17 protein-coding genes and 1 tRNA gene are annotated in these 23,860 nt (G+C 73.4%); 5 read left to right on the top strand and 13 right to left on the bottom strand.

From position 1 onward, the window contains the following. Window positions 1-117: 117 nt before the first annotated feature. From ACSNOH_RS11545 to ACSNOH_RS11500, 10 genes are all read right to left on the bottom strand, one after another. On the bottom strand, window positions 118-2,148 hold the full coding sequence (locus tag ACSNOH_RS11545; RefSeq protein ID WP_436721156.1) for a M6 family metalloprotease domain-containing protein: 2,031 nt from the start codon (window positions 2,146-2,148) through the stop codon (window positions 118-120). Between the two features lie 155 nt (window positions 2,149-2,303). Beyond that, on the bottom strand, window positions 2,304-2,750 hold the full coding sequence (locus tag ACSNOH_RS11540; RefSeq protein ID WP_436721155.1) for a hypothetical protein: 447 nt from the start codon (window positions 2,748-2,750) through the stop codon (window positions 2,304-2,306). 114 nt (window positions 2,751-2,864) lie between these two features. Continuing rightward, window positions 2,865-3,743 (bottom strand): catechol 1,2-dioxygenase, encoded by an 879-nt coding sequence (locus ACSNOH_RS11535; RefSeq protein WP_436721154.1) that lies wholly within the window; start codon window positions 3,741-3,743, stop codon window positions 2,865-2,867. 12 nt (window positions 3,744-3,755) lie between these two features. Then, a complete protein-coding gene (locus ACSNOH_RS11530; protein WP_436721153.1) occupies window positions 3,756-4,730 on the bottom strand; it encodes a quinone oxidoreductase family protein in 975 nt (324 codons plus the stop codon). Continuing rightward, on the bottom strand, window positions 4,730-6,598 hold the full coding sequence (gene asnB / locus ACSNOH_RS11525) for an asparagine synthase (glutamine-hydrolyzing) (protein ID WP_436721152.1): 1,869 nt from the start codon (window positions 6,596-6,598) through the stop codon (window positions 4,730-4,732). Before asnB ends, ACSNOH_RS11530 begins: the two co-directional genes overlap by 1 nt. Window position 6,599: 1 nt before the next feature. Next, window positions 6,600-8,111, bottom strand: coding sequence for a 4-hydroxyphenylacetate 3-hydroxylase family protein (locus tag ACSNOH_RS11520; protein ID WP_436721151.1), 1,512 nt, complete (start codon window positions 8,109-8,111; stop codon window positions 6,600-6,602). Then, a complete protein-coding gene (locus ACSNOH_RS11515; protein WP_436721150.1) occupies window positions 8,108-8,989 on the bottom strand; it encodes a TauD/TfdA dioxygenase family protein in 882 nt (293 codons plus the stop codon). The genes ACSNOH_RS11520 and ACSNOH_RS11515 overlap by 4 nt, the downstream gene beginning before the upstream one ends. A 45-nt stretch (window positions 8,990-9,034) precedes the next feature. Next, window positions 9,035-10,021, bottom strand: a complete 987-nt coding sequence (locus ACSNOH_RS11510; protein WP_436721149.1) for an L-tyrosine/L-tryptophan isonitrile synthase family protein — start codon at window positions 10,019-10,021, stop codon at window positions 9,035-9,037. Between the two features lie 357 nt (window positions 10,022-10,378). Continuing rightward, window positions 10,379-13,366: an AfsR/SARP family transcriptional regulator gene (locus ACSNOH_RS11505; RefSeq protein ID WP_436721148.1), complete on the bottom strand. Its 2,988-nt coding sequence runs from the start codon at window positions 13,364-13,366 to the stop codon at window positions 10,379-10,381. A gap of 134 nt (window positions 13,367-13,500) precedes the next feature. Continuing rightward, entirely contained in the window at window positions 13,501-14,595 is a 1,095-nt protein-coding gene (locus tag ACSNOH_RS11500) for a chitinase (RefSeq protein ID WP_436721147.1), read from the bottom strand. 296 nt (window positions 14,596-14,891) lie between these two features. Between ACSNOH_RS11500 and ACSNOH_RS11495 the strand changes: the two genes are divergently transcribed. Together ACSNOH_RS11495 and ACSNOH_RS11490 are read left to right on the top strand one after the other, a co-directional pair. Further along, window positions 14,892-16,232: a cytochrome P450 gene (locus ACSNOH_RS11495; protein ID WP_436721146.1), complete on the top strand. Its 1,341-nt coding sequence runs from the start codon at window positions 14,892-14,894 to the stop codon at window positions 16,230-16,232. A 93-nt stretch (window positions 16,233-16,325) separates the two neighbouring features. Next, entirely contained in the window at window positions 16,326-17,108 is a 783-nt protein-coding gene (locus ACSNOH_RS11490) for an IclR family transcriptional regulator (RefSeq protein ID WP_436721145.1), read from the top strand. Here ACSNOH_RS11490 and ACSNOH_RS11485 read toward each other — a convergent pair. After that, window positions 17,053-18,642: a hypothetical protein gene (locus ACSNOH_RS11485; RefSeq protein WP_436721144.1), complete on the bottom strand. Its 1,590-nt coding sequence runs from the start codon at window positions 18,640-18,642 to the stop codon at window positions 17,053-17,055. The two genes, ACSNOH_RS11490 and ACSNOH_RS11485, sit on opposite strands and share 56 nt — an antisense overlap. A 155-nt stretch (window positions 18,643-18,797) precedes the next feature. On the opposite strand from ACSNOH_RS11485, the gene ACSNOH_RS11480 reads away from it, so the two are divergent. Together ACSNOH_RS11480 and ACSNOH_RS11475 are read left to right on the top strand one after the other, a co-directional pair. After that, window positions 18,798-19,760: a Rieske 2Fe-2S domain-containing protein gene (locus tag ACSNOH_RS11480; RefSeq protein ID WP_436721143.1), complete on the top strand. Its 963-nt coding sequence runs from the start codon at window positions 18,798-18,800 to the stop codon at window positions 19,758-19,760. Window positions 19,761-19,889: 129 nt separating this feature from the next. Continuing rightward, a complete protein-coding gene (locus ACSNOH_RS11475; RefSeq protein WP_436721141.1) occupies window positions 19,890-20,786 on the top strand; it encodes a terpene synthase family protein in 897 nt (298 codons plus the stop codon). Between the two features lie 31 nt (window positions 20,787-20,817). On the opposite strand, the gene ACSNOH_RS11470 is transcribed toward ACSNOH_RS11475, so the two are convergent. After that, entirely contained in the window at window positions 20,818-21,921 is a 1,104-nt protein-coding gene (locus tag ACSNOH_RS11470) for a calcium:proton antiporter (RefSeq protein WP_436721140.1), read from the bottom strand. Window positions 21,922-22,182: 261 nt separating this feature from the next. Next, window positions 22,183-22,255, bottom strand: a tRNA-Ala gene (locus ACSNOH_RS11465). Window positions 22,256-22,395: 140 nt separating this feature from the next. On the opposite strand from ACSNOH_RS11465, the gene ACSNOH_RS11460 reads away from it, so the two are divergent. Continuing rightward, a complete protein-coding gene (locus ACSNOH_RS11460; protein ID WP_436721139.1) occupies window positions 22,396-23,841 on the top strand; it encodes a purine-cytosine permease family protein in 1,446 nt (481 codons plus the stop codon). Window positions 23,842-23,860 lie beyond the last annotated feature (19 nt).

Genomic DNA, 23,860 nt, shown 5'->3' with positions numbered 1-23,860 from the left:
GCCCGCAGGGCCCCGCCACACGGACGAGTGACGCCACCTGGACTTCAGGGCCCCGGCCGGGTCAGAACCGCGCGTTCCGCGCCTGGGCAGGAGCGGGCGCGTTCGGGGTCCGGACGATCACCTCCCCGGCCGCGGCAGCGCACATGTCGCCCGCGCGGTCTTGGTGGGATCGCTCTCCGAGCGTGCGGTGAGGGTGACGGTGCCCTTGCGGTCGGCGCCGGGGCCCGCGGTGACGGCGACGTCGACCGGGACGGCGGTGCCGGAGGCGGCGGCGGTGAGGCGGTTGGGGAGCCAGGCGTTCCAGCCGCGCCCGGAGGCCGTGGCGGACAGCCGGTAGATGTCGGAGGACAGCCGCGGGTCCCGCTGCGGCGAGGCCTGCCCGGTGTTGGCGAGGTCGAAGGTGCACACGGCCCGGCCCCGGTCGGGAGCCCCCCGCACCGTGCCCTTGCCCAGGGCGACCCCGCGGGCCTGCGGTCCCGCGCCGTCCAGGGACTTGACGCCGATGTCGTACGAGAGGACGCCGGCGGCGTCGCGCTGCACGTTCAGGACGTAGAAGTGCAGCCGGTTGGCCTCGTCGGTGTACTCGTACGAGCTGCCCGAGTCGGCTCCCGCGTGGAAGAGGGCGTCGCTGAGCTGCCGGTAGTCGCCCATGGTGATCTTCTGCGGGGTGCCGTCGGGGCGGGTGAAGTCGGTCAGGCCGATGTCCTCGGGGTGCGCGTCGATCACCCAGGCGAAGGGGGCCCGGTCGGCGTTCTTGGTCTTGCTCAGCAGGACGCCGCTGTCGGGCGTGAACGAGTCCGCGCCCATGCGGTCGACGACCTCGACGGTGTAGTTGTCGTAGCCGCCGCCGTCGCACAGCGGGTCGGTGGTGCGGTCGCAGGCCGGGGACAGGTCGCGGCCCATGGTGATGTTGACGCCGGTCAGCCCCTTCTCGCCGGGCGGGGCGGAGCGCGCGGTGACGCGGGCGACGACGAGGCCGGAGCCCTTGAGGGCGTCGCGGTCGAGGCGCAGGACGTTCTCCTCGCCGACGATGCCGAGCTTGAGCTTGTCCCGCAGGACGTGCTGGGCGCCCATGGACCCGCCGGCGGTGGCGGGTATCTGCCAGCGGGTGTGCGGCCCGCCGGGGCCGTTGAACGAGCCGCGCGAGAGCATGCCCCAGATGCCGGTGTAGGAGCGGCTGAGCGGTGTGCCGTAGGGGTTGTTGTAGTTGTCGCCGATGCCCAGGATGTGGCTGAGCTCGTGGGCGAAGGTGGCCATGCCGGAGCTCTCGGCCTGCGTGGAGGAGCCGTTCGCGGCGTTGGGCCAGATGCGGGCGGCGGCCTGCCAGGACGTCCAGGGCACGTAGCGGGTGCGCGCGGAGTTGAGGCCCGAGGCGAGGGGCGAGGGCGGTCCCCAGGCGGCCGGCACGTCCTTCTCCGAGCGGAACTTCATCTGCCCGAACTCCTGCCAGGCCGAGGACTCGTCCACGCCGGCGGTGAGGTAGAAGACGAAGTCGAACTCGCGCGTCCGGTCCGCTCCCACGTCGGCGGTCCAGGCCCGCTTGCCGTCGGCGCGGATGTCCTTGCCGCAGGTGTCGCCCACGGGGCAGGCGCCGGGGTTCATGCCGGGCTCGATGCCGTACTGGTAGGACTTCCCCGGCATGCGGTAGACGCCGAAGGAGGTCAGGGCGACGCCGAAGCGGCCGCCGGAGTCCTCCATCCAGTACTCGTTGATGGTGTGGCCGTGGTTGAGCGCGCCGGGCTTGTTGAGGAAGTCCTCGTAGAACTGCGGCACACGGGCGCGCGGGATGTTGGACGCGCCGGGCAGCGGGTTGCCGAACCGGGCGGCCCCCGCGGGCTTGCTGACCGAGAACTCCTCGTCGGGATAGTCGAGCAGCACGAGCGCGCCCTTGAACTTGCGCTGCGTGGGCTGGCGACCGGGGTTCGCCCAGTCCGTGCCGGGCACGGAGCGGTACTCGGCCCAGGTCATGTCGTCGGGGTTGCGCCAGTGCTGCGGGTCGATCGGCCGGACGAGGGGCAGCGGGCCCCGGGCGGCGGGGTCGGGCGTCGCCCGGGCGGGCCCGGCGGCGACGGCGGCCACGACGCCGAGGAGCAGGGCGACGACACCGAACCGGCGCAGCCGGCGGACGCGTCTGAGGCGCAGGAACACGGCTCACCTCTCAGAAGTGGGTGCGTGTGGACCGTCAGGTCCATGACAAGCCATGCTGTGCGGGTGTGCCTACCGGGGCCACGGTAGGGCCGGGGCCAGGTGCGACGCCAGAGCGCGTACGTGACCCCGGTGGCGCGGCGGACCGCCGGCCGCTCTCAGCCCCCGTTGGCCACGATCCGGTAGACGCACAGGCCCACCACGCCGAGGACGCTGAGGATCACCACCCAGGAACCGAGGCCCGTGTGGCGGCTCTTGCGGGCGCGGTGCGCCCTCGCAGGTCGGCCGAGCGGTTCCGGGGTGCGCGGTGCGGGGGCGGCGGCGGTGTCGGCGAGGAGGCGCCGGCAGGCCGCGGCAAGGTCGCCCATGCCCGCCGACAGCGGCACGACGACCTCGGAGCGCGCCGGGGCGGTGGTGCCGCCGTCCAGGATGCGGCCCGCGCGGACGAGGACATCGTCGCTGCCGCCCGCGGGGGCGAGACTGATCCAGCGCTGCACGTGCTCGCCCCGGATGACCACTTCCCCGGCCCGGTCGCGGTAGACGATGTACTCGCGCCACAGCAGCCCGGCCAGCTCCTCCGCGGTCTCTCTCAGTCTCGCCTTCATGTGGTCCCCCCACGGCTCGTCACATCATTCGAATCGAACAAACGCCGCATTCTAGCGGCGGTCTGACGATGTGCCTGCCCTGGGGCCCCGCGCGGCCGCCCGGTCAGCGACCCCTCACCCCCCGCCGCCGGCCGGCAGGCCGAACCACAGGTGCACCTGGCCGGTCCCGATCCCGTTCTCGTACGCGCTGAACCGCCGGCCCCGCGCCCGGCACGCCTCCCCGCCCAGCGCGCCCGCCAGCATGAGGTAGTGCCCGAAGCGGGCCTCGGGAGCGAAGCGCAGGTAGCCGGGCATGGACCGGATCACCTCGTCGTGCCGGCCGGCCTCCAGCCAGGCGATCCGCTGCTCGTCCGCCGCCCGGGCCCCGGGGGTGACGATGTGGGCCGGGTCGGCGGCCATGCGGTCACGGAGTTCGGCCAGCGGCCGGAAGCGGTGGGACAGGCCGCCCGAGGCGATCAGCAGCACGCGCCGCCCGCCGAGCCCGGCGATCGCCTCCCCCACGACCTCCCCGATCCTGAGGAAGTCCTCCGTGGTCGCCGTCCGGCACACCGAGACCGACACCCACGGCGTGCCGGCCCGCCCGAGGTACGTCCAGAGGTTGAGCGTCGCGTAGTGCACCGGCAGGTACGGGTCGTCGTTGACCTCGATCCACACCTTCCGCTCGGCCGCCAGCCCGGCGACCGCGTGGGCCAGCCCGGGGTCGCCGGGCAGGTCGTACGGCAGCCGGCTGATCGCCGACGGCATCTCGTCGGAGGTGAACAGGCCCTGACGGCGCGGATGGGCCGTGATGACCGCTTCGGTCGTGGTGGCCCAGTGGGAGTCGAACACCACGACCGTGTCGTACGCGGCCGGCTCCGTCACCTCGCGCCGGAGTCTCTCCAGACCGGTCGCGAGCGTGAAGTCGCGGCCCCCGTTCGCCGCGGTGCGGGCGGGCTCGGGGAACATGATGACGGGCGCGTGCGAGAGCAGGCCCGCACCGGCGATGTCGCCCATGGCGGATCTCCTTTACGGGACGAGGAGGAGCTTTCCGGACGTGGCGCGGGAGGCCAGGTCGGCGTGCGCGCGATGTGCCTCGGCGAGGGGATACGTCCCGGCGACGGTGAACCTGAGCGTGCCGTCGAGGAGACCGCGGAACACCTCGCCCGCCCGCATCTCGAACTCCTCCACGGTGGCCCGGAAGTGCTCCAGGTAGGGCCGGGTCAGGGTGAGCGAGCCGCCCCACAGCAGCCGCATCACGTCGACGGGCGGCACCGCGCCGCTGGCCCCGCCGAAGAGGACGAGCGTGCCGCGCGTGCGCAGCGAGGCCAGGCTCGCGTCGAAGGTGGCCGCGCCCACGCCGTCGTAGACCGCGTGGACGCCTTCCCCGCCGGTGAGTGCGCGTATCTCCGCCGCCAGGTCGCCGCTCTCGGTGCAGCGGACGACCTCGTCGCAGCCGTTGGCGCGGGCGGTGCGCTCCTTCGCCTCGGTGGAGACGGTGCCGATGACGCGCACGCCGCGCCGCGCCAGCATCTGGGTGAGCAGGAGGCCCACCCCGCCGGCGGCGGCGTGCACGAGGACGGTCTCGCCCGGGCGGGCCGGGTAGGAGTCGTGGGCGAGGAAGTGGGCGGTCATCCCGTGGACGAGGACCCCGCCGGCCGTGCGCAGGTCGATGGCGCCGGGCACGGCGACGGCCTTGTCCTCGGGCACGAGCACCCGTTCCGCGTAGCTGCCGAGCACGGTCGTCCAGGCGACCCGGTCGCCCGGAGCGAAGCGGGTGACGCCGGGACCGGTGGCGAGGACGACGCCGGACCCCTCCTCGCCGGGCACGCAGGGGACGGGCAGCGGGTAGCGCCCCTCGCGCCGGTAGAGATCGATGAAGTTCACGCCGGCCGCGGCGAGTTCCACGAGGATCTCACCTTCGCCGGGCTGCCCGGGTCCGGGCTTCTCGACGTAGAGCTGGACCTCGGGGCCGCCGGTCTCCCGGATCTCGATCGCGTGCATCAGTGCGCTCCCTTCACGTCGGCGAGTCCGACGCCGTACGTGCGCAGCCAGTCGTCGAGCCGGACCGTGGACTCCACGAGGATCCGCTCGAACTCGGACAGGCTTCCGGTCGCCGTCCGGGCGGTCATCCGCCGCACCGCGCCGGCGTCGAGGAACGGGCGGAGCGGTGCGCCGCCGTCGTCCGCCGCGGCGGCGAGGCCGGCGATGAGGGCCCGGTCGTAGGCGGGGTCCTGGATGGACGGGTAGGCGGCCTTCTTGCGGCGCAGCACCGGCTCCGGCAGGAGGCCGGCCGCTGCCGCGCGCAGCAGTGCCTTCTCCCGGCCGTCGAAGGTCTTCATCTCCCAGGGGACGTTGAAGACGTACTCGACGAGGCGGTGGTCGCAGAAGGGCACCCGGCCCTCCAGGCCGTTCGCCATGCCCATGCGGTCCTTCTTGTCGAGGAGGACGGGCAGCCAGCGGGTGAGGGTGAGATGGCTGAGCTCACGGGTCCGCCGCTCCTCGGGGCTCTCGCCCTCCAGGCGCGGCACTTCGGCCAGTGCCGTCCGGTAGAGGTCGGCCTCGTACTCCGCGAGGCCGATGCCGTCCACGAACCACGGGTGGAACAGCGACCGCGGGTCGAGGCCGCGGTGGGCGCCCAGCCCCAGCCAGGGGAAGGTCCCGGCGCTCCGCGCCTCGGGGTCGGAGAACCACAGGTAGCCGCCGAAGACCTCGTCGGCGCCCTCGCCGGACAGGGCGACGGTGGCGTGCTGCCGGACGGCGGCGAAGAGCAGGTACAGCGAGACGTCGAGGTCGGCGAAGTTGAACGGCAGGTCCCAGGCGCCCAGGACGGTGCGGCGCACGGCCGGGTCGAGGAGCCGGGCGCGGTCGAGGACGACGGCGTGGTGGTCGGTGCCGGCGTGCCGGGCGACTTCGAGGGCGTACGGGCCGTCCGGCGTGGGCCGGATGGCGTCGGCGCGGAAGTTCTCGGTGTGGCCGGTGAAGTCGACGGAGAAGGTCGCGAGGCGTTCGCCGCCGGCGGCGCGGGCCCGGGCGGCCAGCGCGGTGACCGTGCTGGAGTCGAGCCCTCCCGACAGCAGCGCGACGAGCGGCACGTCGGCGGTCATCTGCCGGGGGACGATGTCGTCGAGGAGCTCGCGGACGCGGGCGACGGTGGTGGGCAGGTCGTCGGTGTGCGGGCGGGCTTCCAGCGCCCAGTAGCGCTCCTCCTTGATGCCGTCGCGGCCGGCGCGCACGAGGTGGCCGGGCTTGACCTCGCGCATGCCGCGGAAGGGCACCCGGCCGGGGGTGCGCAGGAAGAGCAGGGCGTCGCACAGTTCCTCGGCGCCCGCCTCGGCGCGCGCCAGGGGGTTGGCGAGGATCGCCTTGGGCTCGGAGCCGAAGAGGACCCCGTCGTCCGTCGGGTAGTAGAACAGCGGCTTGACGCCCAGCCGGTCGCGGACGAGGAGGAGTTCCTCGCGGGCGGTGTCCCAGAGGGCGATCGCGTACATGCCGTTGAGCCGGTGGACGAAGCCGGTGCCCCACTGCAGGTAGGCGCGGAGCGCCACCTCGGTGTCGCTGCGGGTGGCGAACCGGTGGCCGAGGAGGGCGAGTTCCTCGCGCAGCTCGCGGAAGTTGTAGATCTCGCCGCCGTAGGAGATGACGGCGCGGGGCCGGCCGCCGGGGCCGCGCTCGGGGGTGAGCATCGGCTGGGCGCCGTGTTCCAGGTCGATGACGGAGAGCCGGCGGTGGCCCAGCGCGGCGTGGCGGTCCAGCCAGACGCCCTCCGCGTCGGGCCCGCGGGCGGCCAGGGTGCCGGTCATGGCGGTGACGGCCCGGTGCTCGGTGGTCAGGTCGCGGGTGAAGCCGGCCCATCCGGTGATGCCGCACATGTCACGCGTCCTCGCTTCCGGTCCAGGGGCCCCGGCGCCAGCCGTCGAGGTCGTAGTCGTCGAGGCACTCCTGCACGAGCGCCTCGTAGCGGGCGAGGCTGCCGCGCCCCGCCGCCCAGCGCAGCGCGTCGAGCCGGACCTGTTCGCCGTTGCCCGAGTAGTTGCGCTCGTAGAGCTCGTGCCGGCCGCCGAACTCGGTGCCGATGGCGTCCCAGACGAGTTTGAGCAGCTTGATCCGGTCGTGGGCGGAGCCGTCCGCGCCGCGGTAGAAGCGGTCGATGAGCGGCCGCAGCTCGGGATCGGCCAGGTCGCGGGCGCTCGCGGGCACGGCGAGCGGTGCTCCGCCGAGGGTGGTCTCGAACAGCTCGTGGACGCGGTCCCACACCTGGGCGTTGTACATGCGCATGGCGGAGGCGTGCTCCAGGCGCGGTACGACGGTGCCGCCGCTGCCCGGCTCGGGGTCGTACGCCATGGCCGTGGTGAGCGCCCACACCATGTCGCGCATGGTGATGACCTCGCCGACGGCGGCCTGGACGCCGCGGAAGGCGTCGGTGCCGCCCGCCTTGGTGCCCCGGGAGAGGAGCCCGGCCATGAGTTCGAGCTTCACGCTCAGGCGGATGCCGGACTGGAAGTTGTAGAGGTTCGGGAAGCCGGAGCCGGCGTAGAAGCCGGTGGCCCGCTCGATGTCGCGGTGGACGAGGACGTCCTCCCAGGGGATCAGCGCCTCGTCGAGCAGCAGGACGGCGTCGTTCTCGTCGAAGCGGCTGCTGAGCGGGGCGTCGAAGGGGCTCGCCGCGTGCTGCGCGTAGGGTGTGCGGCAGACGAGCTTCACACCCGGGTTGTCCATGCGGACGAAGAAGACCAGGGCGAAGGCCTCGGCCTTGCCGGGGGCGAGGGCCGCCGAGCCGACCGGGGCGACGAACCCGGCGTTGGTGATCGCCGACCCCGTCGCCAGCATCTTCGCGCCGCTGACCACCACGCCGGCGTCGGTCTCGCGCACGGCGTGCACGTACACGTCCTCCATGTCGTGGATCGCGCGCTTGCGGTCCACGGGCGGGTTGATGATGACGTGGTTGAGGTACAGGGCCTTGCGGGCGAACTCCTCGTACCAGGCGGTGGCGTTGGCGGCGTACGGGCCGTAGTAGTCCGCGTTCGCGCCGAGGCCGGCCATGAAGGACGCCTTGTACTCGGGGGTGCGGCCGAGGAATCCGTAGCTCGTCCGCGCCCAGGCGGCGATGGCCTCGCGGGCCTCGACGAGGTCGGCCGCCGACCGGCTGGGCTTGAAGAACTTGTGCGTGAGGATGCCCGTCGGCTCGTCGGTGCCGGTCAGCACACCGGCGGTCGCCGGATCGTGCAGGGCGTCGTAGAGACGGGCCACGGACAGCGCGGAGTTACGGAAGGCGGGGTGGCGGGTGACGTCCTTGACGCGCTCGCCGCCGAGGTACACCTGCCGCCCGTCGCGCAGGCTCTCCAGGTACTCGTCGCCCGTCATGAGGTGGTTGTCGTGGGTCATCGGACCAGCCCCGGGTTGTCGAGCGGCGGTGTGCCGAGCACCTGGACGCGGCGCAGGTGGCGGGGGGCGCCGCTGGTGAAGGCGTTGCGGCCGTGCAGCAGCGTGTAGTTGTCGGTGACGACCAGGTCGCCGGTCTGCCAGGCGTGGGCGTACAGGTGCGCCGGGTCGTAGAGCGCGGCGCGCAGGCTGCGGTGGACCTCGGCGAGCTCGTCCCCGGGCAGGCCGGTGAAGCGCAGGTCGGGGTGGTTGACGAAGCCGTCGTCGTCCGCGGCGGTGGGCTCGTTGTAGCGGATGACTGGCGCGCCGTGGACGGGGTGGGCGGTCACGACCGGCGAGACGGTGACGCTGTCGTAGAACTCCATCGCACGGTGGTAGGTGCCGGTGACCTGCGCCCAGCGGGCGACGGTCCGCGGGTCGGTGCGCTTGAGGACGGCGGTGGTGTGGGAGAACGTCGTCTCGCCGCCGTTGCCCTCGCCGGGGGCGCGCACGCACTGGAATATCTGGAACTCGGGGATCTGCTCGCGGTACATGCCGTCCCAGTGCATGGGCATGTAGCTGGAGTCGAAGATGTGGTCCTCGGGCTTTTCCTGCTCGACGAGTTCGAGCACCGTTCCGAAGGGCCAGACGCTCGGCTGCCCCCAGCGCGCGCAGTAGGCGGACAGCGCCTCGGGCCCGTCGAAGGAGCCGAAGCCGCGGAGCAGCAGGACGTGGTGCTCGCGGACGAGCGAGCGCAGCGGTGCGACGGGGATGTCCTCGGCGCGCGCGCCGGGTTCCGGGGCGCGGACGGCGAGCCCGAAGGGGGTGATGGGGGCGACGTCACAGCGGAGCCCGGTGAGGATGCCGAGGGCTGCGTCCGCGGATGCGTGTTCTGCGGTCATGGGTGCCTCTCTCGTGGGGGGACGGGGGGCGGGTGCGCCCGGTGGTCAGGCGCAGGCGCGCTGCAGCGGGCCGTGGGCGGCACCGGCCTGTTCCAGGACGTAGTGGCTGGGGCGCCCGCCGGCGAAGACCAGTTCGGCGCCGGCTTCTTCGGCCTCCGCGCGCTTCATGAGCGTGTAGCCGCCGGCGGTCTCGACGGCGACGCTGTGCCAGGGCGTCAGCCAGGCGTCCGGCGTGCCGGCGAGCAGGATGCCGATCTTGCCGGTGCTGCAGGGCTGGGGGTGGATGGACAGGCGGACGGCGGTGGGGAAGAGCCGGTCCAGCAGGTTCCCCCAGGCCCGGCTGCGCTGGATGACGCGGTAGGCGAGGTCGCGGCACCTGCGCTGGAGGGCGGAGCGGGTGCCGGTCCAGGCGGGGCCGGACAGGTCCTCCAGCATGAAGCGGGTGATGCCCCGGTACATGGCGAGGGGCGCGCCGCCGCCGCGTACTTCCTCGCGCAGCTCCTCCAGCGACGGGGCGTGGCCGGCGGCGAGCATGGTGCGCATGTCCTCGTGGCCGGCGCCGCGGTAGACGTCGTCCAGGCTGAACTGTCCGAGCCTGCGGGCGCCGATCCTGGTGATCATGGCGTCGAGGGCGCGGGCGTAGGCGGTGACGTCGTCGTCGCTCACGCCGAGGAGGTCGTTGAAGACCCGGCCGTCGGAGCAGATCATGATGGCCGCTCCGGGCGCGTACACCTCGCTGATGCGCTCGCACAGGTCGTTCAGGAACCGCAGAGCCAGCTCCTCGGCCAGGTCGGGCAGGGGGCCGAGGACCTTGGCCGGGTTCGGGGACTTCGTGGGGAAGGCCGGCAGGACGAAGTCGATCCGCCGGCCGTCCTTCATGGCGCCGTGCACCGCGTCCAGGTGGTGGCGGACGCAGCGCAGGCAGACGCGCCCGGCGCATCCGCCGTCGCGCATCCTGCGCTGGTGGGACAGGACTTCCCGGACGACTTCTGCGGCGGCCGGGTCGATATCGGGTGCGGCTGGTTCGGACACCGCGCCTCCCTTCGTGGACTGCGCACCACGGTGCTCGGCGGGCGCATGAGAAGCGCATGAGAAGCGCACAAGCGCCTGCGACCCGGCAGCGCCCGGCCCCCGCGCAGGCCGGGGCAGGTGTCCTTGGAAGCGCACAAGCGCCTGCGGACCGGCAGCGCCGGGCCCTTACGCAGGGCGAGAAGCCGACTCCCGGGCGGGCCGGGGCCGGTGTCCTTGCGGTGCAGCGGCACAAGGCGGACCCCGGCCGGTGGCCGCGTCCGGCAGCCCGTACGGAGCTGCCGGCCCGGTGGGACGGTGGCGCGTCGTGCCGGGCCGGCTCGTGCGTGTGCCGCTCGCCGCTTCAGGAGGCGGTGCGCGTCACCGCCCGGCGGACCGCCGGAGACCGTCGAGTTCCCGCCGGGCGCGTCCCGCCCAGAACGGCATGCGCAGGCTGCGGAAACCGCTCAGCGCGGCCGTGAGCTCGCTCGCGGCCCGCCCCGTGGCGCCGAGGGCGGCGTGCGTGATGCCCAGCCAGAGGGCGGTGAGCGCCTCGCCCCGCCGCTCGCCGAGCTCGGTGAAGATCGCCGCGGCCTCGCCGAGCGGGGCGAGGGCCCACGCGGCCTGTCCGGGGTCGCCGGGTTCGGCGTGCATGCGGCCGAGGGCCAGCAGGGCGTACGCCTCGCCGGGCCGGTGCCGCAGGGCCCGGTATTCGGCCAGGGCCCGGTGGAGGTGGCGGGCGGCCCGCTCGGCGCGGCCGCGGCCGGTCTCGGCCCAGGCCAGGAGCTGCAGGACGTCGGCGAGGGCGAGGGGGTGGCCGAGGCGCTCGGCCGTCGCGACGGCCGGTTCGAGCGCGGCGACGGCCTCGGCGTCGCGCCCCTGGCACGAGAGCGCGAAGCCGAGGCTGCGCAGGGCCATCACGTGGCCGTGCTTGTCGCCCAGCCGGTTGGTGACGGCGGCCGCGGAGACGGCGTCGTCGTGGGCGAGCTCCGCCATGCCCCGGTCGGCGATCGCGAAGCTGCGGTGGATGCGCAGGCGGGCCGCGTGGTGCTCCTCGCCCAGCGCGTCCAGCTGGGCGATGGCGCCGGCGTAGCGGGTCAGGGCGTCGTCCACGCGCCCGCGGACGGCGCGGGCCCGGGCCAGGGAGCCCTGGGCGACCGCGACGGCGACGGGATCGCCGTCGGCCGCGGCGCGGTCGAGCGCGGCGCGCGCGACCTGCTCCCACTCGTCCCACCAGTTACGCAGGTGGCAGACGTCCTCCAGAGCGGCCGCGAGCCCGGCCGTCTGCGGTCCGTAGCCCCCGCCCGCGGCGAAGCCGACCGCGGTGACCAGGCTCGTGCGCTCGCTCTCCAGCCATCCGACGAGGTCGCCCGCGGCGCCGGGGGCGTGCCCGCCGGTGCCTCTTCGGATGAGCTGGTCGCCCGCCGCGCGGACGCGGGCGAGCCAGCCGTCCAGGACGCGGGCGACCGCGGCCCGCCGCCAGGACTCCGGCTCCTCGGCGTGGGCGCGCTCGGCGGCGTAGGCGTGCAGCAGGTCGTGCATGCGGTAGCGCGGCTGCCCCTGTCCGCCGAGCGACTCGACCTGTACGAGGTTGGCGTCGATGAGCGCGTCGGTGGCACGGTCCGCGGCGCGTTCGTGGCCCGCGCCCGCGGCGGGGTCGAGCAGGGCGGCGGAGAGGGCCCAGCCGGGGAACTGCGGTGCGGGGAGCAGCCCGATGGCCCGGAAGGCGCGGGCCGCGTCGGGGCTCAGGCCGTGGTAGCCGGCGGCGACGCACGCGCGGACGGCGAGATCCCCGACGGTGAGCTCCGCGAGCACTCCGCGCTCGTCGGCGAGGCGGTCGGCCAGGCGGCGGACCTGCCAGTCGGGGCGGCTGGCGAGCCGCGCCGCGGCGACGCGCAGCGCCAGGGGCAGGCCGGCGCAGGCGGCCAGGATCCGCCCGGTCGCCTCCGGCTCGGCGGCGAGCCGCTGCGGGCCGACGATGCGCCGCAGCAGGTCCTGTGCCTCTTCGTCGTCGAAGGGGTCGACGTCGATGAGGTGCGCGTCCGTGAGGCCGGCGAGCCGGGCCCTGCTGGTGACGAGGGCGGCGCTGCCCGGGGTGCCGGGGAGCAGCATCCGGATCTGGGCCTCGTCGCGCGCGTCGTCGAGGAGGACGAGCACCTTGCGGTCGGCGAGCAGGGAGCGGTAGAGCGCGGCCCGTTCCTCGGTGGCCTCGGGGATGGACGGGCCGGGGACGCCCAGGCTGAGCAGCAGGTTGGCGAGGATCGCGCCGGGCGTGCGCTGGGGGCCGCGGGTGCCGTCCAGGTGCAGGAAGAGCCGGCCGTCGGGGAAGTCGCCCCGCAGGTGGTGGGCGAGCCGGGTGGCCAGGGCGGTCTTGCCGACGCCGGGGAGGCCGGTGAGGATCACGACGGGCACGGCGCAGGGCGTGGTGCTGCCGGGGCGTCCCACGGAGGGCCCGATCAGGGCGGCGACGCGCTCCAGCAGGCGGCCGCGTCCGGTGAAGTCGGAGTCGTCGGAGGGCACTTGGACGGTGGGCTGCCAGGCGTCCGCGAGCCGGGCGGGCTGCGCCGGGGCGGGCGGTGCGCCCAGCTCCGGGTCCCTGGTGAGGATCGCGTGGTGCAGCCTGCGCAGTTCGTCGCCGGGGTCGATGCCGAGCTCGTCGCGGAGGGCGGCGCGGGCGAGGGCGTAGGACTGCAGCGCGTCGCCCGGCTGGTGGCTGCGGTACTGCGCGGTCATCAGCTTGGCCCACAGCGATTCGCGCAGCGGGTAGCGGGCCGTCTCCGCGCGGAGCGGGCCGACGAGTTCGCGGGGTTCGCCGAGGGCGAGGCGGGCCTCGGCGTGGTCCTCGAAGGCCGCGAGCCGCGCCTCCTCCAGGCGGGCGACCTCGCCGAGCAGGGCGTCGTGGTGCGCCACGCCTTCGAAGGGGCCGCCGCGCCACAGGTCCAGCGCCTCCTTGAGGGCGTCGGCCGCGGCCCGGTGCTCGCCGGCGGCCAGGGCGGTGCGGCCGCGTGCGGCGAGCACCTCGAAGCGGTGCAGGTCGACCTCGCCGGGGAAGACCTGCAGGCGGTAGCCGCCGTTGCCCTGGCTCAGCCGGTCCTCTCCGGGGCCCTGGCCGGGACCGGCTCCGGCGCCGGGGCTGAGGACCTTGCGCAGGGCGGCGGCGTAGCTGCGGATGTTGGCCTGCGCCGAGGCCGGCGGGGCCGCGCCCCACACGGCGTCGCACAGCCGCTCCCCGGAGACGGCGGTGTTGGCGTTGACGAGCAGCATGGCGAGCAGGGTCCGCTGCTTCGGCCCTCCCAGCGGGAGGTCCCGGCCGTCCGCGACGGCCGCGAGGGGCCCCAGCACCTTGAACTCGACACGCGTGTGCACCACCGCATGACCGCCCTTCCGCTGTGCAAGATTCGAACATCGGCGAATCCGACAACCATAGGCGTAATGCGGGGTTGGCTCTTCCGCTTGCGTTCACGGGCCGGGCGGGCAGCATCCGCGCCCGGCGCCGGTGGAGTTCACCGCCCTTGCAGCGCCTTCGCGTTGTCGCCGAAGCTCCAGCCCTTGGACCCGTCCCAGTTGAGCGACCAGGTCATGAGCCCCTTGAGGGCGCCGCGGTAGGTGTTCCACGCCTGTGCGACCAGAGCGGGCGGCATGTACCCGCCCCCGGCGCCGGGCTGGGCCGGCAGCCCCGGCACCTGCTTGTCGTACGGCACGCGGATCGTCGTGCCCTGGACGACCAGGCCCTTGTTCAGGCAATCGGTCTGCGCGGTGAAGCCCTGCACGGTCCCGGCGGAGTACGAGTCGCCGGAGCAGCCGTACATGCTGCCGTTGTAGTACTGCATGTTCAGCCACCACAGGCGACCGTTGTCGGCGTACTTCTTCACGATCGGCAGGTACGCGCCCCAGATCGAGCCGTACGTCACGCTGCCACCGGTCACGTACGCCGTCTCCGGCGCCATCGTCAGCCCGAAGCCCGCGGGCATCCGGGCGAGCACCCCGTCGATGATGCGGATGAGGTTGGCCTGCGAGGTGGAGAGCGTGGTGATGCTGCCGCTGCCGGCCAGGCCGGTCTCGATGTCGATGTCGATCCCGTCGAAGTTGTACGCCTTGAGGATCGGCACCACCGTCTCCACGAACCGGTCGGCGACGGCGCTGGAGCCGAGGTCGATGCCGGCCGCCGCGCCGCCGATCGACATCAGGATCGTGGCCCCCGCGGCCTTGGCCCGGCACATCTCGGCCGGGGTGGGTACCTTCACCGTCGCGTCCATCCCGTCCTCCCACAGCACCGTGCCGTCCGGGTGGATGACCGGGAAGGCCGTGTTGAGCACGTTGTAGCCGTGCTCGCGGATCCGGGCGTCGGTGACCGGCACCCAGCCGAAGGGCGGGTGCACGCCGTTGGCCGCGCCGTCCCAGTTCTCCCAGTAGCCCTGGAGCACCTTGCCCGCGGGCCTGGGCTGCACGGGACAGGTGTCGGCGGCAGGCGTGCGCGCCTGCGCCCGCCCGCCCCGTGCCTGTACGTCCTGCGCCTGTACGCCTTGCGGCGCCTGCCCGAGGAAGGCGACGGCCGCGAGCAGCCCGGCTCCCAGCAGACGCACCGTCCGACCGCTCATGCCCGACCCCCTCGACAAGGACGCTGGAAGGAAGTCGAACGTAGAACCGCCCCTCACAGCCGTCAATAGGTCTGGACCAAGTCGGTTCACAGCAACTGCCGGTGTCCACCGGCGTCCCCGTCGCCCCTCCGCTTCGCCGCACCGCCGCGCCGGGAACTGCCCGGCGCACCTCCGCCCGTTCCCGTCCGCCGGACGTGCTTCCGTGCACCGGACGACCACGGATTGGCGGGCCGGGCTGGGCGGACAGCATGGTGGTGGTTCCTGCGTCCCGGCAGCTCGTCCTGGAAGGGGTGGGCATGAAAACGGCTGTGTCGGTACCGCTGGCACCGGGGTCCCTGCCGCTCCTGGGCCACGCGCTGCCCCTCGTCCGCGACCCGCTGGCGTTCCTGGAGTCCCTGCCCGCCCACGGTGAGCTGCTGCGGCTGCGGATGGGGCCGCGGACGGTCGTGATGGTGTGCGACCCCGGCCTGACCCGCCGGACCCTCGTGCAGGATCACATATTCGACAAGGGCGGGCCGCTGTACGACCGCATACGCGAGCTGGTGGGCGACGGCCTGGTCTCCTGCCCGCACAGCATGCACCGGCGCCAGCGCCGCCTGTGCCAGCCGGCGTTCCAGCCCGACCGGCTCGCCCGCTACGCACCGGCCTTCACGGCGTCGGCGGAAGCCTCCGCCCAGTCCTGGCACGACGGCCAGGTCATCGACGTCACCGCGGAGATGATGGCCCTGACCGCGCGGATCGCGGTGGAGACCATGTTCACCACCGCCCTCTCCCCGCACGCCGCGCAGTTGGTCATCACCGACATCAACGAGCTGATGGACACGCTCCTCTGGCGGGCCATCAGGCCCGGCTGGCTCGAACGGCTGCCGGGGACGGCGAACCAGCGGTACGACCGGGCTCGTGCCCACCTCCGGCGCACGATCGACGCGGTCACCTCCGGCCGGCGCGGCGACCCGGCCGACCACGGCGATCTGCTGTCGTCCCTGCAGGGAACCGCCGGCGACCCCGCAAGCCCGGCCGGCCACGGGGGACTCACCGGCCCCGAACTGACCGACCAGATCCTCACGTTCTTCTTCGCCGGCACGGAAACCACCGCCAACGTGCTCGCCTGGGCCCTGTACCTCCTCGCCCGGCACCCGGAGACCGAGTGCCGTGTCCGCGCGGAGGCCGACGCGCTGGCGGGCGCGCCGGCAACGTTCGCGGACCTGCCCGCCCTCGAAGTGACCCAGCACGTGGTCATGGAGACCCTGCGGCTGTACCCGCCCGCCTGGCTGGTCACCCGGATCGTGGCCGAGGACACCGAGCTCGGCGGGATCGCCCTTCCCGCGGGATCCGCGATCGCCTTCAGCCCCTACCTCATCCACCGCCGGCCCGACCTGTACGAGGCCCCGCACCGCTTCGACCCCGACCGGTGGTGCGGGGTCCAGCCCGACCGCGCCGCCTACCTCCCCTTCGGCTCCGGCGCCCGCAAATGCATAGGCGCCCGCTTCGCCGTGGCCGAGGCCGTCCTGGCGCTGGTCACCCTCCTCGCCCGCCGGCGCCTGGTCCTCCTCACCGACCGGCCCCTGCGGCCCACCGCGAAATCGACGCTGAGCCCCCGGGGGCTGCGCATGCGCGTCACCGCCCGCCACGCTTGACCAGTAGGGATGACCGGTATGACGCAGTGCGGGAAACCGCGTGGTGCCACCACGATCGAGCCGGCCGCGGAAGGGGCGCAGGAAAGGAGCGCGGTGAGCCGTGCCCTGCGGGTCCTCGAACTGGTCTGCCGCGGCGGCCGGCCGCGCGGGCTCAGCGAGATCGCCCGGGAGGCCGGCGTGCCGAAGGCGACGACCTACCGGATGCTGACGGCGCTGTGTGCCCATGGCGTGGTCTCCCGCCGGGACGGCAAGTACGTGCCGGGCGAGCGGCTGGCCGAGCTCGCCTGCAGGCGCGGCGCGCAGCACGACCAGCTGAGCATGCTGCGGGCCACGGCCATGCCGTTCCTCCTCGACCTCTACGACGCTCTGGGCGGTTTCGTGGGACTGGCCGTGCGGGAAGGCAGGCAGGTGCGCTACGTGGAGCGCGTCCACGGCCGCCGGCTGCAGTCCCTGGTGTCGGACGCCGGCGAGAGGGTGCCGGTGCACTCCACCGCCATCGGCAAGCTGCTGCTCGCCTACGACCGTGATGCGCTGCCGGCGGCCCGGCCGGGCTGCGAGGCGCTGGAAGCCGATCTCGCGGTGATACGGCACACCGGCATCGCCGTCGGCCACCAGGAGGGCGCATCCGGAATGCTGACGGTGAGCGCCCCCGTCCTGGGCCCGGATCACCGGGTCCTCGCCGGACTGACGATCGGTGACAGCACCGGCCGGATGGCCGTGAACCGTGCTGCCGACGAACTGCGGCGCACGGCGTTCGCCCTCACCGTCGCCCTGCGCCGGTCGCGCACCGGCCCGCTTCCCAGGTCCCGCGGCCCGGCCGCTACCCACCCGCGGCGGGGTCCCGACGAGGCCGGGAGAGATGGACGGCGGCGATGACGGCCGACTGCACGACCGCCACCGGCGTGAAGAGGGACTTGCCGAGCCACAGTTCGGCGAAGTCGCGGGGCGCCGCGTCGAGGAAGGGCGTGAGGTACCGGTGGGCAGCGGCCGCAGTGCGGGGCGGCAGCGGCAAGCCGCAGCCGGCGAGGGCGTCCAGGGCCAGGACGGCGTAGGCGGTCTCCTCGGGCTGACCGCCGCCGGTCCCCCAGGAGCCGTCGGCATGCTGACTGCCGACCAGCCAGCGGTGGGTGGCGGCCAGGCCGGAGGCACCGGATGCGGACCGGCTGAGCGCGAAGCTGACGTGGGCAGTGGCGTAATACGGCGACACATGCCACTTGTCCAGCCAGTAGCCGTCCTCCGTGCGGGTGCCGGAGAGGAAACCCGTGAGCTTGCGGCGCTGCGGTGCGTACCCGCCCGGTGAGCGGTTGAACGCCTCCAGAAGGCGGGCGTTCACGCTGACCGACGCGCCGCGCTCGCCCGGATAGTGGAAGAAGTGGTCGCCTTCCTCATAGCGCAGGAGGAGGCCGAGCCAGGGGGCGGCGTCCCGGCCCGCGTGGGGCAGCAGGTTGATGGTCATGGCCGTGGTGTCGGCCTCGGGGACGGGGAACTCCCTGCTGAACGCCACCCACCCGCGCCGGTCGAGCTCGCCGGTCAGCACACCGAGGCGGGTCCTCGCACGGGAGGGGAGCAGACCGGCCCGGCCGAGGTGGTACAGGGACCAGCCGATCTCGAAGGCCTCCATGGGGTGCACCTCGGGCGCCCCGCCGTCGGCGGAACGGCGCGACAGCTCGTCGAGATAGGCCAGCGCCCGGGCGGAGCCCGTGCTCTGCCACAGGGCCACCGTGGCCGCCGGGGAGCACCCGACCGAGCCTCCGGGCGACTGCAGCGCCGTCGTCGCGCCCGCAAGCATCGCCGGTGGAGCGACCTCCATGCAGTACCGCGCCGACGGGGAGCCCGGGCCCGGTGCGGAGGCGGCCATCCTGGCGAGCTTCTCCTGACGCAGGGCGTCGATGCCCGGCCATGCCCGCGGCGGGAGGGGCACTCCGCGGGCGCGGAGCTGCCGGGTCAGTTCCGGCACGACGAACTCGAGCCCGATCGGTTCGTGCGGCCCGCCCGGGAAGCCGCGTGCCGCCGCCGACCGCAGATAGCGGACGCCTCGCTGCAGCGCTCCGGCCATCCAGCCGGACGGGCCGGATGGTGCGGTCTCCGCGTGGTCGGTGCCGCCGGTGTAGTGGGTGCCGCCGTTGTAGTCGGTGTAGTCGGCGAGTGCCCGCACGGCCGCCAGGGTCGACATGAGCCGGTCGGCAGGCAGGTCGATCCGCCCTCCCCAGGAACCGTCCGGGTGCTGGCGCGTGCGCAGCCAGTCGAGTGCGCGGGGATAGCGCGGCGAACCGCCGGGTGACCGGACACGGGCCAGGAACGCCGTGTTGTAGCTGTCCGAGCAGGTGCCGGTGTCACCGAGGTGCTGCATGAGCCGGTCCACCGCGTCCAGGACACGGCGAGCAGGCGGCCGGCCCGGTGCTGACGTCATGGTTCATCTTCCGCGCCCGCCCGCTTCCCGCTCAAGGAAGTGGTCCGCTGGGCGAACCGCACGGTTGCCCGCCCGGTGCGGCGCCGCCATTCTGCAGATCCCGGCACCGCACCGACCGACCGCAGTTGGTTCCTTTCCAGGGAACGGTCACCGCTATGACGACTCCTCGGCTACCTTATCCCGACGGCTGGTTCGCCGTGGCATTTCGCGAGGAACTCCCCGCGGGCCGCGTCATGACGCGACGGTTCATGGGAGAGGACATCGTGCTGTACCGGACCCGTTCCGGACTGGTGCGGGCGGTGCGCCCCTTCTGCCCTCACCTCGGGGCGCATCTGGGATACGGCGGCACGGTCGAGGGAGAGAACATCGTCTGCCCGTTCCACCGTTTCGCCTATTCCCCCGACGGGACCTGTGTGCGTACGGATTACGGCGCACCGCCGCCGCGGGCCAGGCTGACGCTGCGGCACGTACGCGAAGTCGACGGCGCCGTCGTCGTCTGGCACCACGCCCGTGGCACGCCGCCGGCCTGGGAGATACCTGCTTCGATGCCCGCGGCGTTCAGCCCGGGCGGCCATGTCGTGCAGACCGTGGTCGCCCATCCCCAGGACGTCATGGAGAACGCCATCGACACGGGGCACGGGCCGCCCGTCCACCGCATGGACACGGAAATCCGGCGCATGCGCTGCACGGGAACGGTGATGGAGGTCGACCTGTCGACGCGGCCCGCCCAAGGCCGCGGCAACGGCTACCTGGTGGCCAACCAGGTCCACTACGACCTGCGGGTGCACGGCCTGGGGTGGCTGGCCGTCAGGGCGTGCGTCCCCGGTCTGCGCACCCGCATGCGTTTCTGGACCCTGCCGGTTCCCGTCGACCCGCGGCGCATCGAACTGCGGCTGGCCGTGGACGTGGAGGAGGCGGGCGGAATCGCCCTGCCGCGCTGGGCGGCCCGGCTGCTCAGCAAGGCGTGTGCTCCGCTGATCGGTCGCGACGGCTCCAAGGACTTCCCGATCTGGCAGCACAAGACCTTCGTCGAGCACCCCAAACTGGCCAAGGGCGACGGGCCCATCATGGAGTACCGCCGCTGGGCCGGTCAGTTCTACAGCGAGACGACCCCCTGACCCACCGGTGATACGGAGGCAACGGAGATGCGGCGACCGAACAGGTTCTTCTGCCCGTTTCCCCTGCGGATGAGCCCCGATGCCGAAAGGGCGCGTGCCCATACCAGGGCGTGGTGCCAGGAGATGGGAATGGCACCGACCGAAGGGGCCGCGGAACTCTGGGACACCTACCGCCTGGACCTGTGGAGCTCGTGCGTGTGGTGGTACTGCACCGGGGAACTGCTGGACCTGGTCACCGACTGGGGGACGTGGGGCGTCATGCTCGACGACGTCCTCGAGGTCAACGACCCCGCCCTCATCCGTGGTGCCGTCGACGAGCTGAACCAGATCTTCGAGCACAACGACCCCGGCGCGCTGGAGGACGACGCCGGCCCGTTCACGGTGGCCCTCTCCGATCTCTGGCGGCGCACCCGGGAACAGGGCATGTCGCTGCGCTGGCAGCGCCGCACCGCCGACCGGTTCAGCCGCTTCCTGGACTCCTACCTGCGCGACGCGGCCTACCGCCGGGACGGCTTCTGGCCCTCGGTCGAGCACTACCTGGACAACCGCATGTGGTCGACGGCTGCCCTGGCCAACATGTGCTTCAACGACCTCGCACACCGCTGCGAGCACGGCGACGCCGTCGTCACGCACCCCGTCCTGCACGCCATGCAGCGCGCCACGGCCGACCACATAGCCCTGGTCAACGATGTCACGAGCCTGCACCGCGAGGCCGCCTGGAACGACCACATCAATGTCGTCCCGCTCATCCAGCGGCAGTACCGGTGCACCCAGGAGGAGGCCGTCCGGCACGCCGTCGCCATGGCCGACCAGCGCATGCACGCCTTCCTGGCCCTGGAGCGGGCGCTGCCCGACCTGTGCGCCGGTCTCGGTGCCACCCCCGCTGAGCGGGAGTGCATCGGCCACCTGACCCGGGGGCTGCGCTCCTGGATGAGCGGCAACATCGAGTACCACCTCGTCTCGCCGCGCTACGAGGAGCGGCCTCTTCCCGTCGGCCGGCACACCGCTGCCTGGATCGCCGCGTAGCGCCCCCGCGCCGTACGCGGCGGCGGGCGTGTCAGGGGCTGACCGCCAGGACGACGTAGGCCGCGAGGAGGGAGAGGTGCAGCCCGCCCTGGAGCGGGGTGGCGCGGCCCGGGATCACCGTCAGGGTGCCGACGGCGACCGTGAGGGCGAGGAGCACCATGTGCGTGGCGCCGAGGCCGAGGACGAGCGGGCCGTCCAGCCAGACGGAGGCGACCGCGACCGCGGGGATGGTCAGGCCGATGCTGGCCATGGCCGAGCCGAGGCCGAGGTTGAGGCTGGTCTGGACGCGGTCGCGGCGGGCGGCGCGCAGGGCCGCGATGGTCTCGGGGAGGAGGACCAGCAGCGCGATGACGACGCCGACGACGGAGGCCGGCAGGCCGGCGGCGGCCACGGCGGACTCGATGGCCGGCGACACGCCCTTGGCGAGGCCGACCACCGACACCAGGGCGACGCCGAGCAGGCCGAGACTGGTCAGGGCGGTCCGGGCGGAGGGTGGTGCGGCGTGGTGGTCGTCGCCGTCGATGACCTCGCCCTCGGCGGTCACCGGCAGGAAGTAGTCGCGGTGCCGCACGGTCTGCGTCGCGACGAAGAGGCCGTAGAGGATGAGGGAGGCGGCCGCGGCGAAGACGAGCTGGGCCGGGGAGAACTGCGGGCCGGGCGTGCTGGTGGTGAAGGTGGGCAGGGCCAGGCTCAGCCCGGCCAGGGTCGCCACGGTGCCGAAGGCGGCGCCGGTGCCCTCCGCGTTGAAGACGGCGACCCGCCGCCGGAGCGCGCCCACCAGGAGGGACAGGCCGACGATGCCGTTGCAGGTGATCATGACGGCGGCGAAGACGGTGTCGCGCGCCAGCGAGCCGGCCTTCTCGCCGCCGTCGGCCATCAGCGTCACGATGAGAGCCACCTCGATGATCGTCACCGCGACGGCGAGGACGAGCGAGCCGAACGGCTCGCCGACCCGGTGGGCGATCACCTCCGCGTGGTGCACCGCGGAGAGCACCGCTCCGGCCAGGCAGCAGCTCACCAGGGCCACCACTACGGGGGACAGCGACCGTCCCCAGGTGAGGGCCAGCACGAGGGCGGCGAGCACCGGCACCAGGGCGGGCCAGCGTGCGGCAAGCAAGCGGAACCGGTCATTCATAGGGGCAAGCTTCGCAGATCGCCCGTCAGATGCCCGGTCACGGGAGACACGCCCGTCCTCGCCCCCGCCCAGTCCGCGGCTGGTAGGGCTGGACGGGGGCAGCGTGCGGTGCCACCCGAGATCTGCACCGTCCGATGATCGGAGAAACACCCGTCACCCGGACGAGGCACAAGGGGGGACGGCGCGGGGCGCACGACGAGGCATGGCTAGGCATGACGAAGAAGGGGCCGCCCGTTACGGACGACCCCTTCTTCTTACGTGTGGAGCTAAGGAGAATTGAACTCCTGACCTCCTGCATGCCATGCAGGCGCTCTACCAACTGAGCTATAGCCCCTTGTTCAGCTGTTTTGCTTTCCGCCCGGTTTCCCCGGCGACGAAGACAATATTACACGACGGCAGCAGTGCCATTGACGCCGGTTTTCGCACCGTGCCAGATTCTGCGCACCACCGCGCGAGCCAGGGAGTGTGACACCGATGCCGTCGCCCGAGCCGCCCTCCCCGTCCCCGCTCGCCGCCGAGCGCCGGACCATCGAGGTGATCCCGGACGCCGAGCGGCACGGGGCGCCGCACAGCCAGTTCACGCTGTGGTTCGGGGCGAGCATGCAGATCACCGCGGTCGTCGACGGCGCCCTCGCCGTCGTCTCCGGCGCCGACGCGCTGTGGGCGGTCCCCGCGCTGCTCGCCGGGAACGTGCTCGGCGGGGTCGTGATGGCGCTGCACTCGGCCCAGGGCCCGCGGCTCGGGGTGCCGCAGATGATTTCCAGCCGGGCGCAGTTCGGTGTGCACGGTGCGGTGGTGCCGCTGGTGATGGTGATCCTCATGTACCTCGGGTTCGCCGCGACCGGCAGCGTGCTGGCTGGCCAGGCCGTCCGCCGGCTCCTCCACCTGCCCGGCACGACGCCCGGCATCCTGGTCTTCGGGGCGCTCACCGCCGCGGTCGCCCTCGCCGGCTACCGCCTCATCCACCTCGCGGGACGGGTGGCCACCGTGGCCGGCAGCCTCGGGCTCGGCTACCTCCTCGTCGCCCTGTTCTCCCGCTACGACGTCGGCGCCCACGTCGGCAACCGGCCGTTCGACGCCGCCGCGTTCCTGCTCGCCGTCTCCCTCGGCGCCGGCTGGCAGCTCACCTTCGGTCCGTACGTGGCCGACTACTCCCGTTACCTGCCGCGGAACACCAGCCCGCGGGCCGCCTTCTGGGCGACCTTCGCCGGCAGCGTCACCGGTGCCCAGTGGGCCATGACGCTGGGCGCCCTGATCGCCGCCGTCGCCGGCAAGCGCTTCCTGTCCGACCAGGTCGGCTTCGTGGGCGGGCTGGCCGGGCCGGAGGCCGCCGCGCTCCTCGTCTACCTGGTGGTGCTGGTGGGCAAGCTGACCGTCAACTGCCTCAACGCGTACGGCGGATTCATGTCCGTCCTGACGACCGTGACCGCCTTCGACGGCCGCTCCCGCATCAGCCCGGCGGCCCGCGCGGCATACATCACCGCGTTCACGGCGGCGGCCACGGCCGTCGCCGTCGCGGCCAGCGCGGACTTCCTCGACAACTTCAAGAACTTCGTCCTGCTGCTGCTCATGGTGTTCACGCCGTGGAGCGCCATCAACCTCACCGACTACTACCTGGTCTCGCGCGAGCGCGTCGACATCCCGGCGCTGTACGACCCGGACGGCCGCTACGGGCGCTGGAACGTCCCGGCGCTGACCTGCTACGCCGCCGGCGTCCTCGCCCAGATCCCGTTCCTGGCCCAGAAGCTGTACACCGGCCCGCTGACGGAGCGGCTCGGCGGCGCGGACGTCTCCTGGATCGTCGGCCTGGTCCTCACCGCGGCGCTCTACCTCCCGTGGGCCCGGCGCACGTCCCGGCCGCCCGCCGGAACGATCCACCCCGACGGGGAACGCGACCTGACGGCTGCTCCGTCAGCGTGACAGCGCCCGGCGCGGCGCT

The sequence above is a fragment of the Streptomyces sp. URMC 127 genome (genome assembly GCF_051386535.1).
Lineage (GTDB): Bacteria > Actinomycetota > Actinomycetes > Streptomycetales > Streptomycetaceae > Streptomyces.
This window is presented reverse-complemented; position numbering and strand designations above follow the sequence as displayed.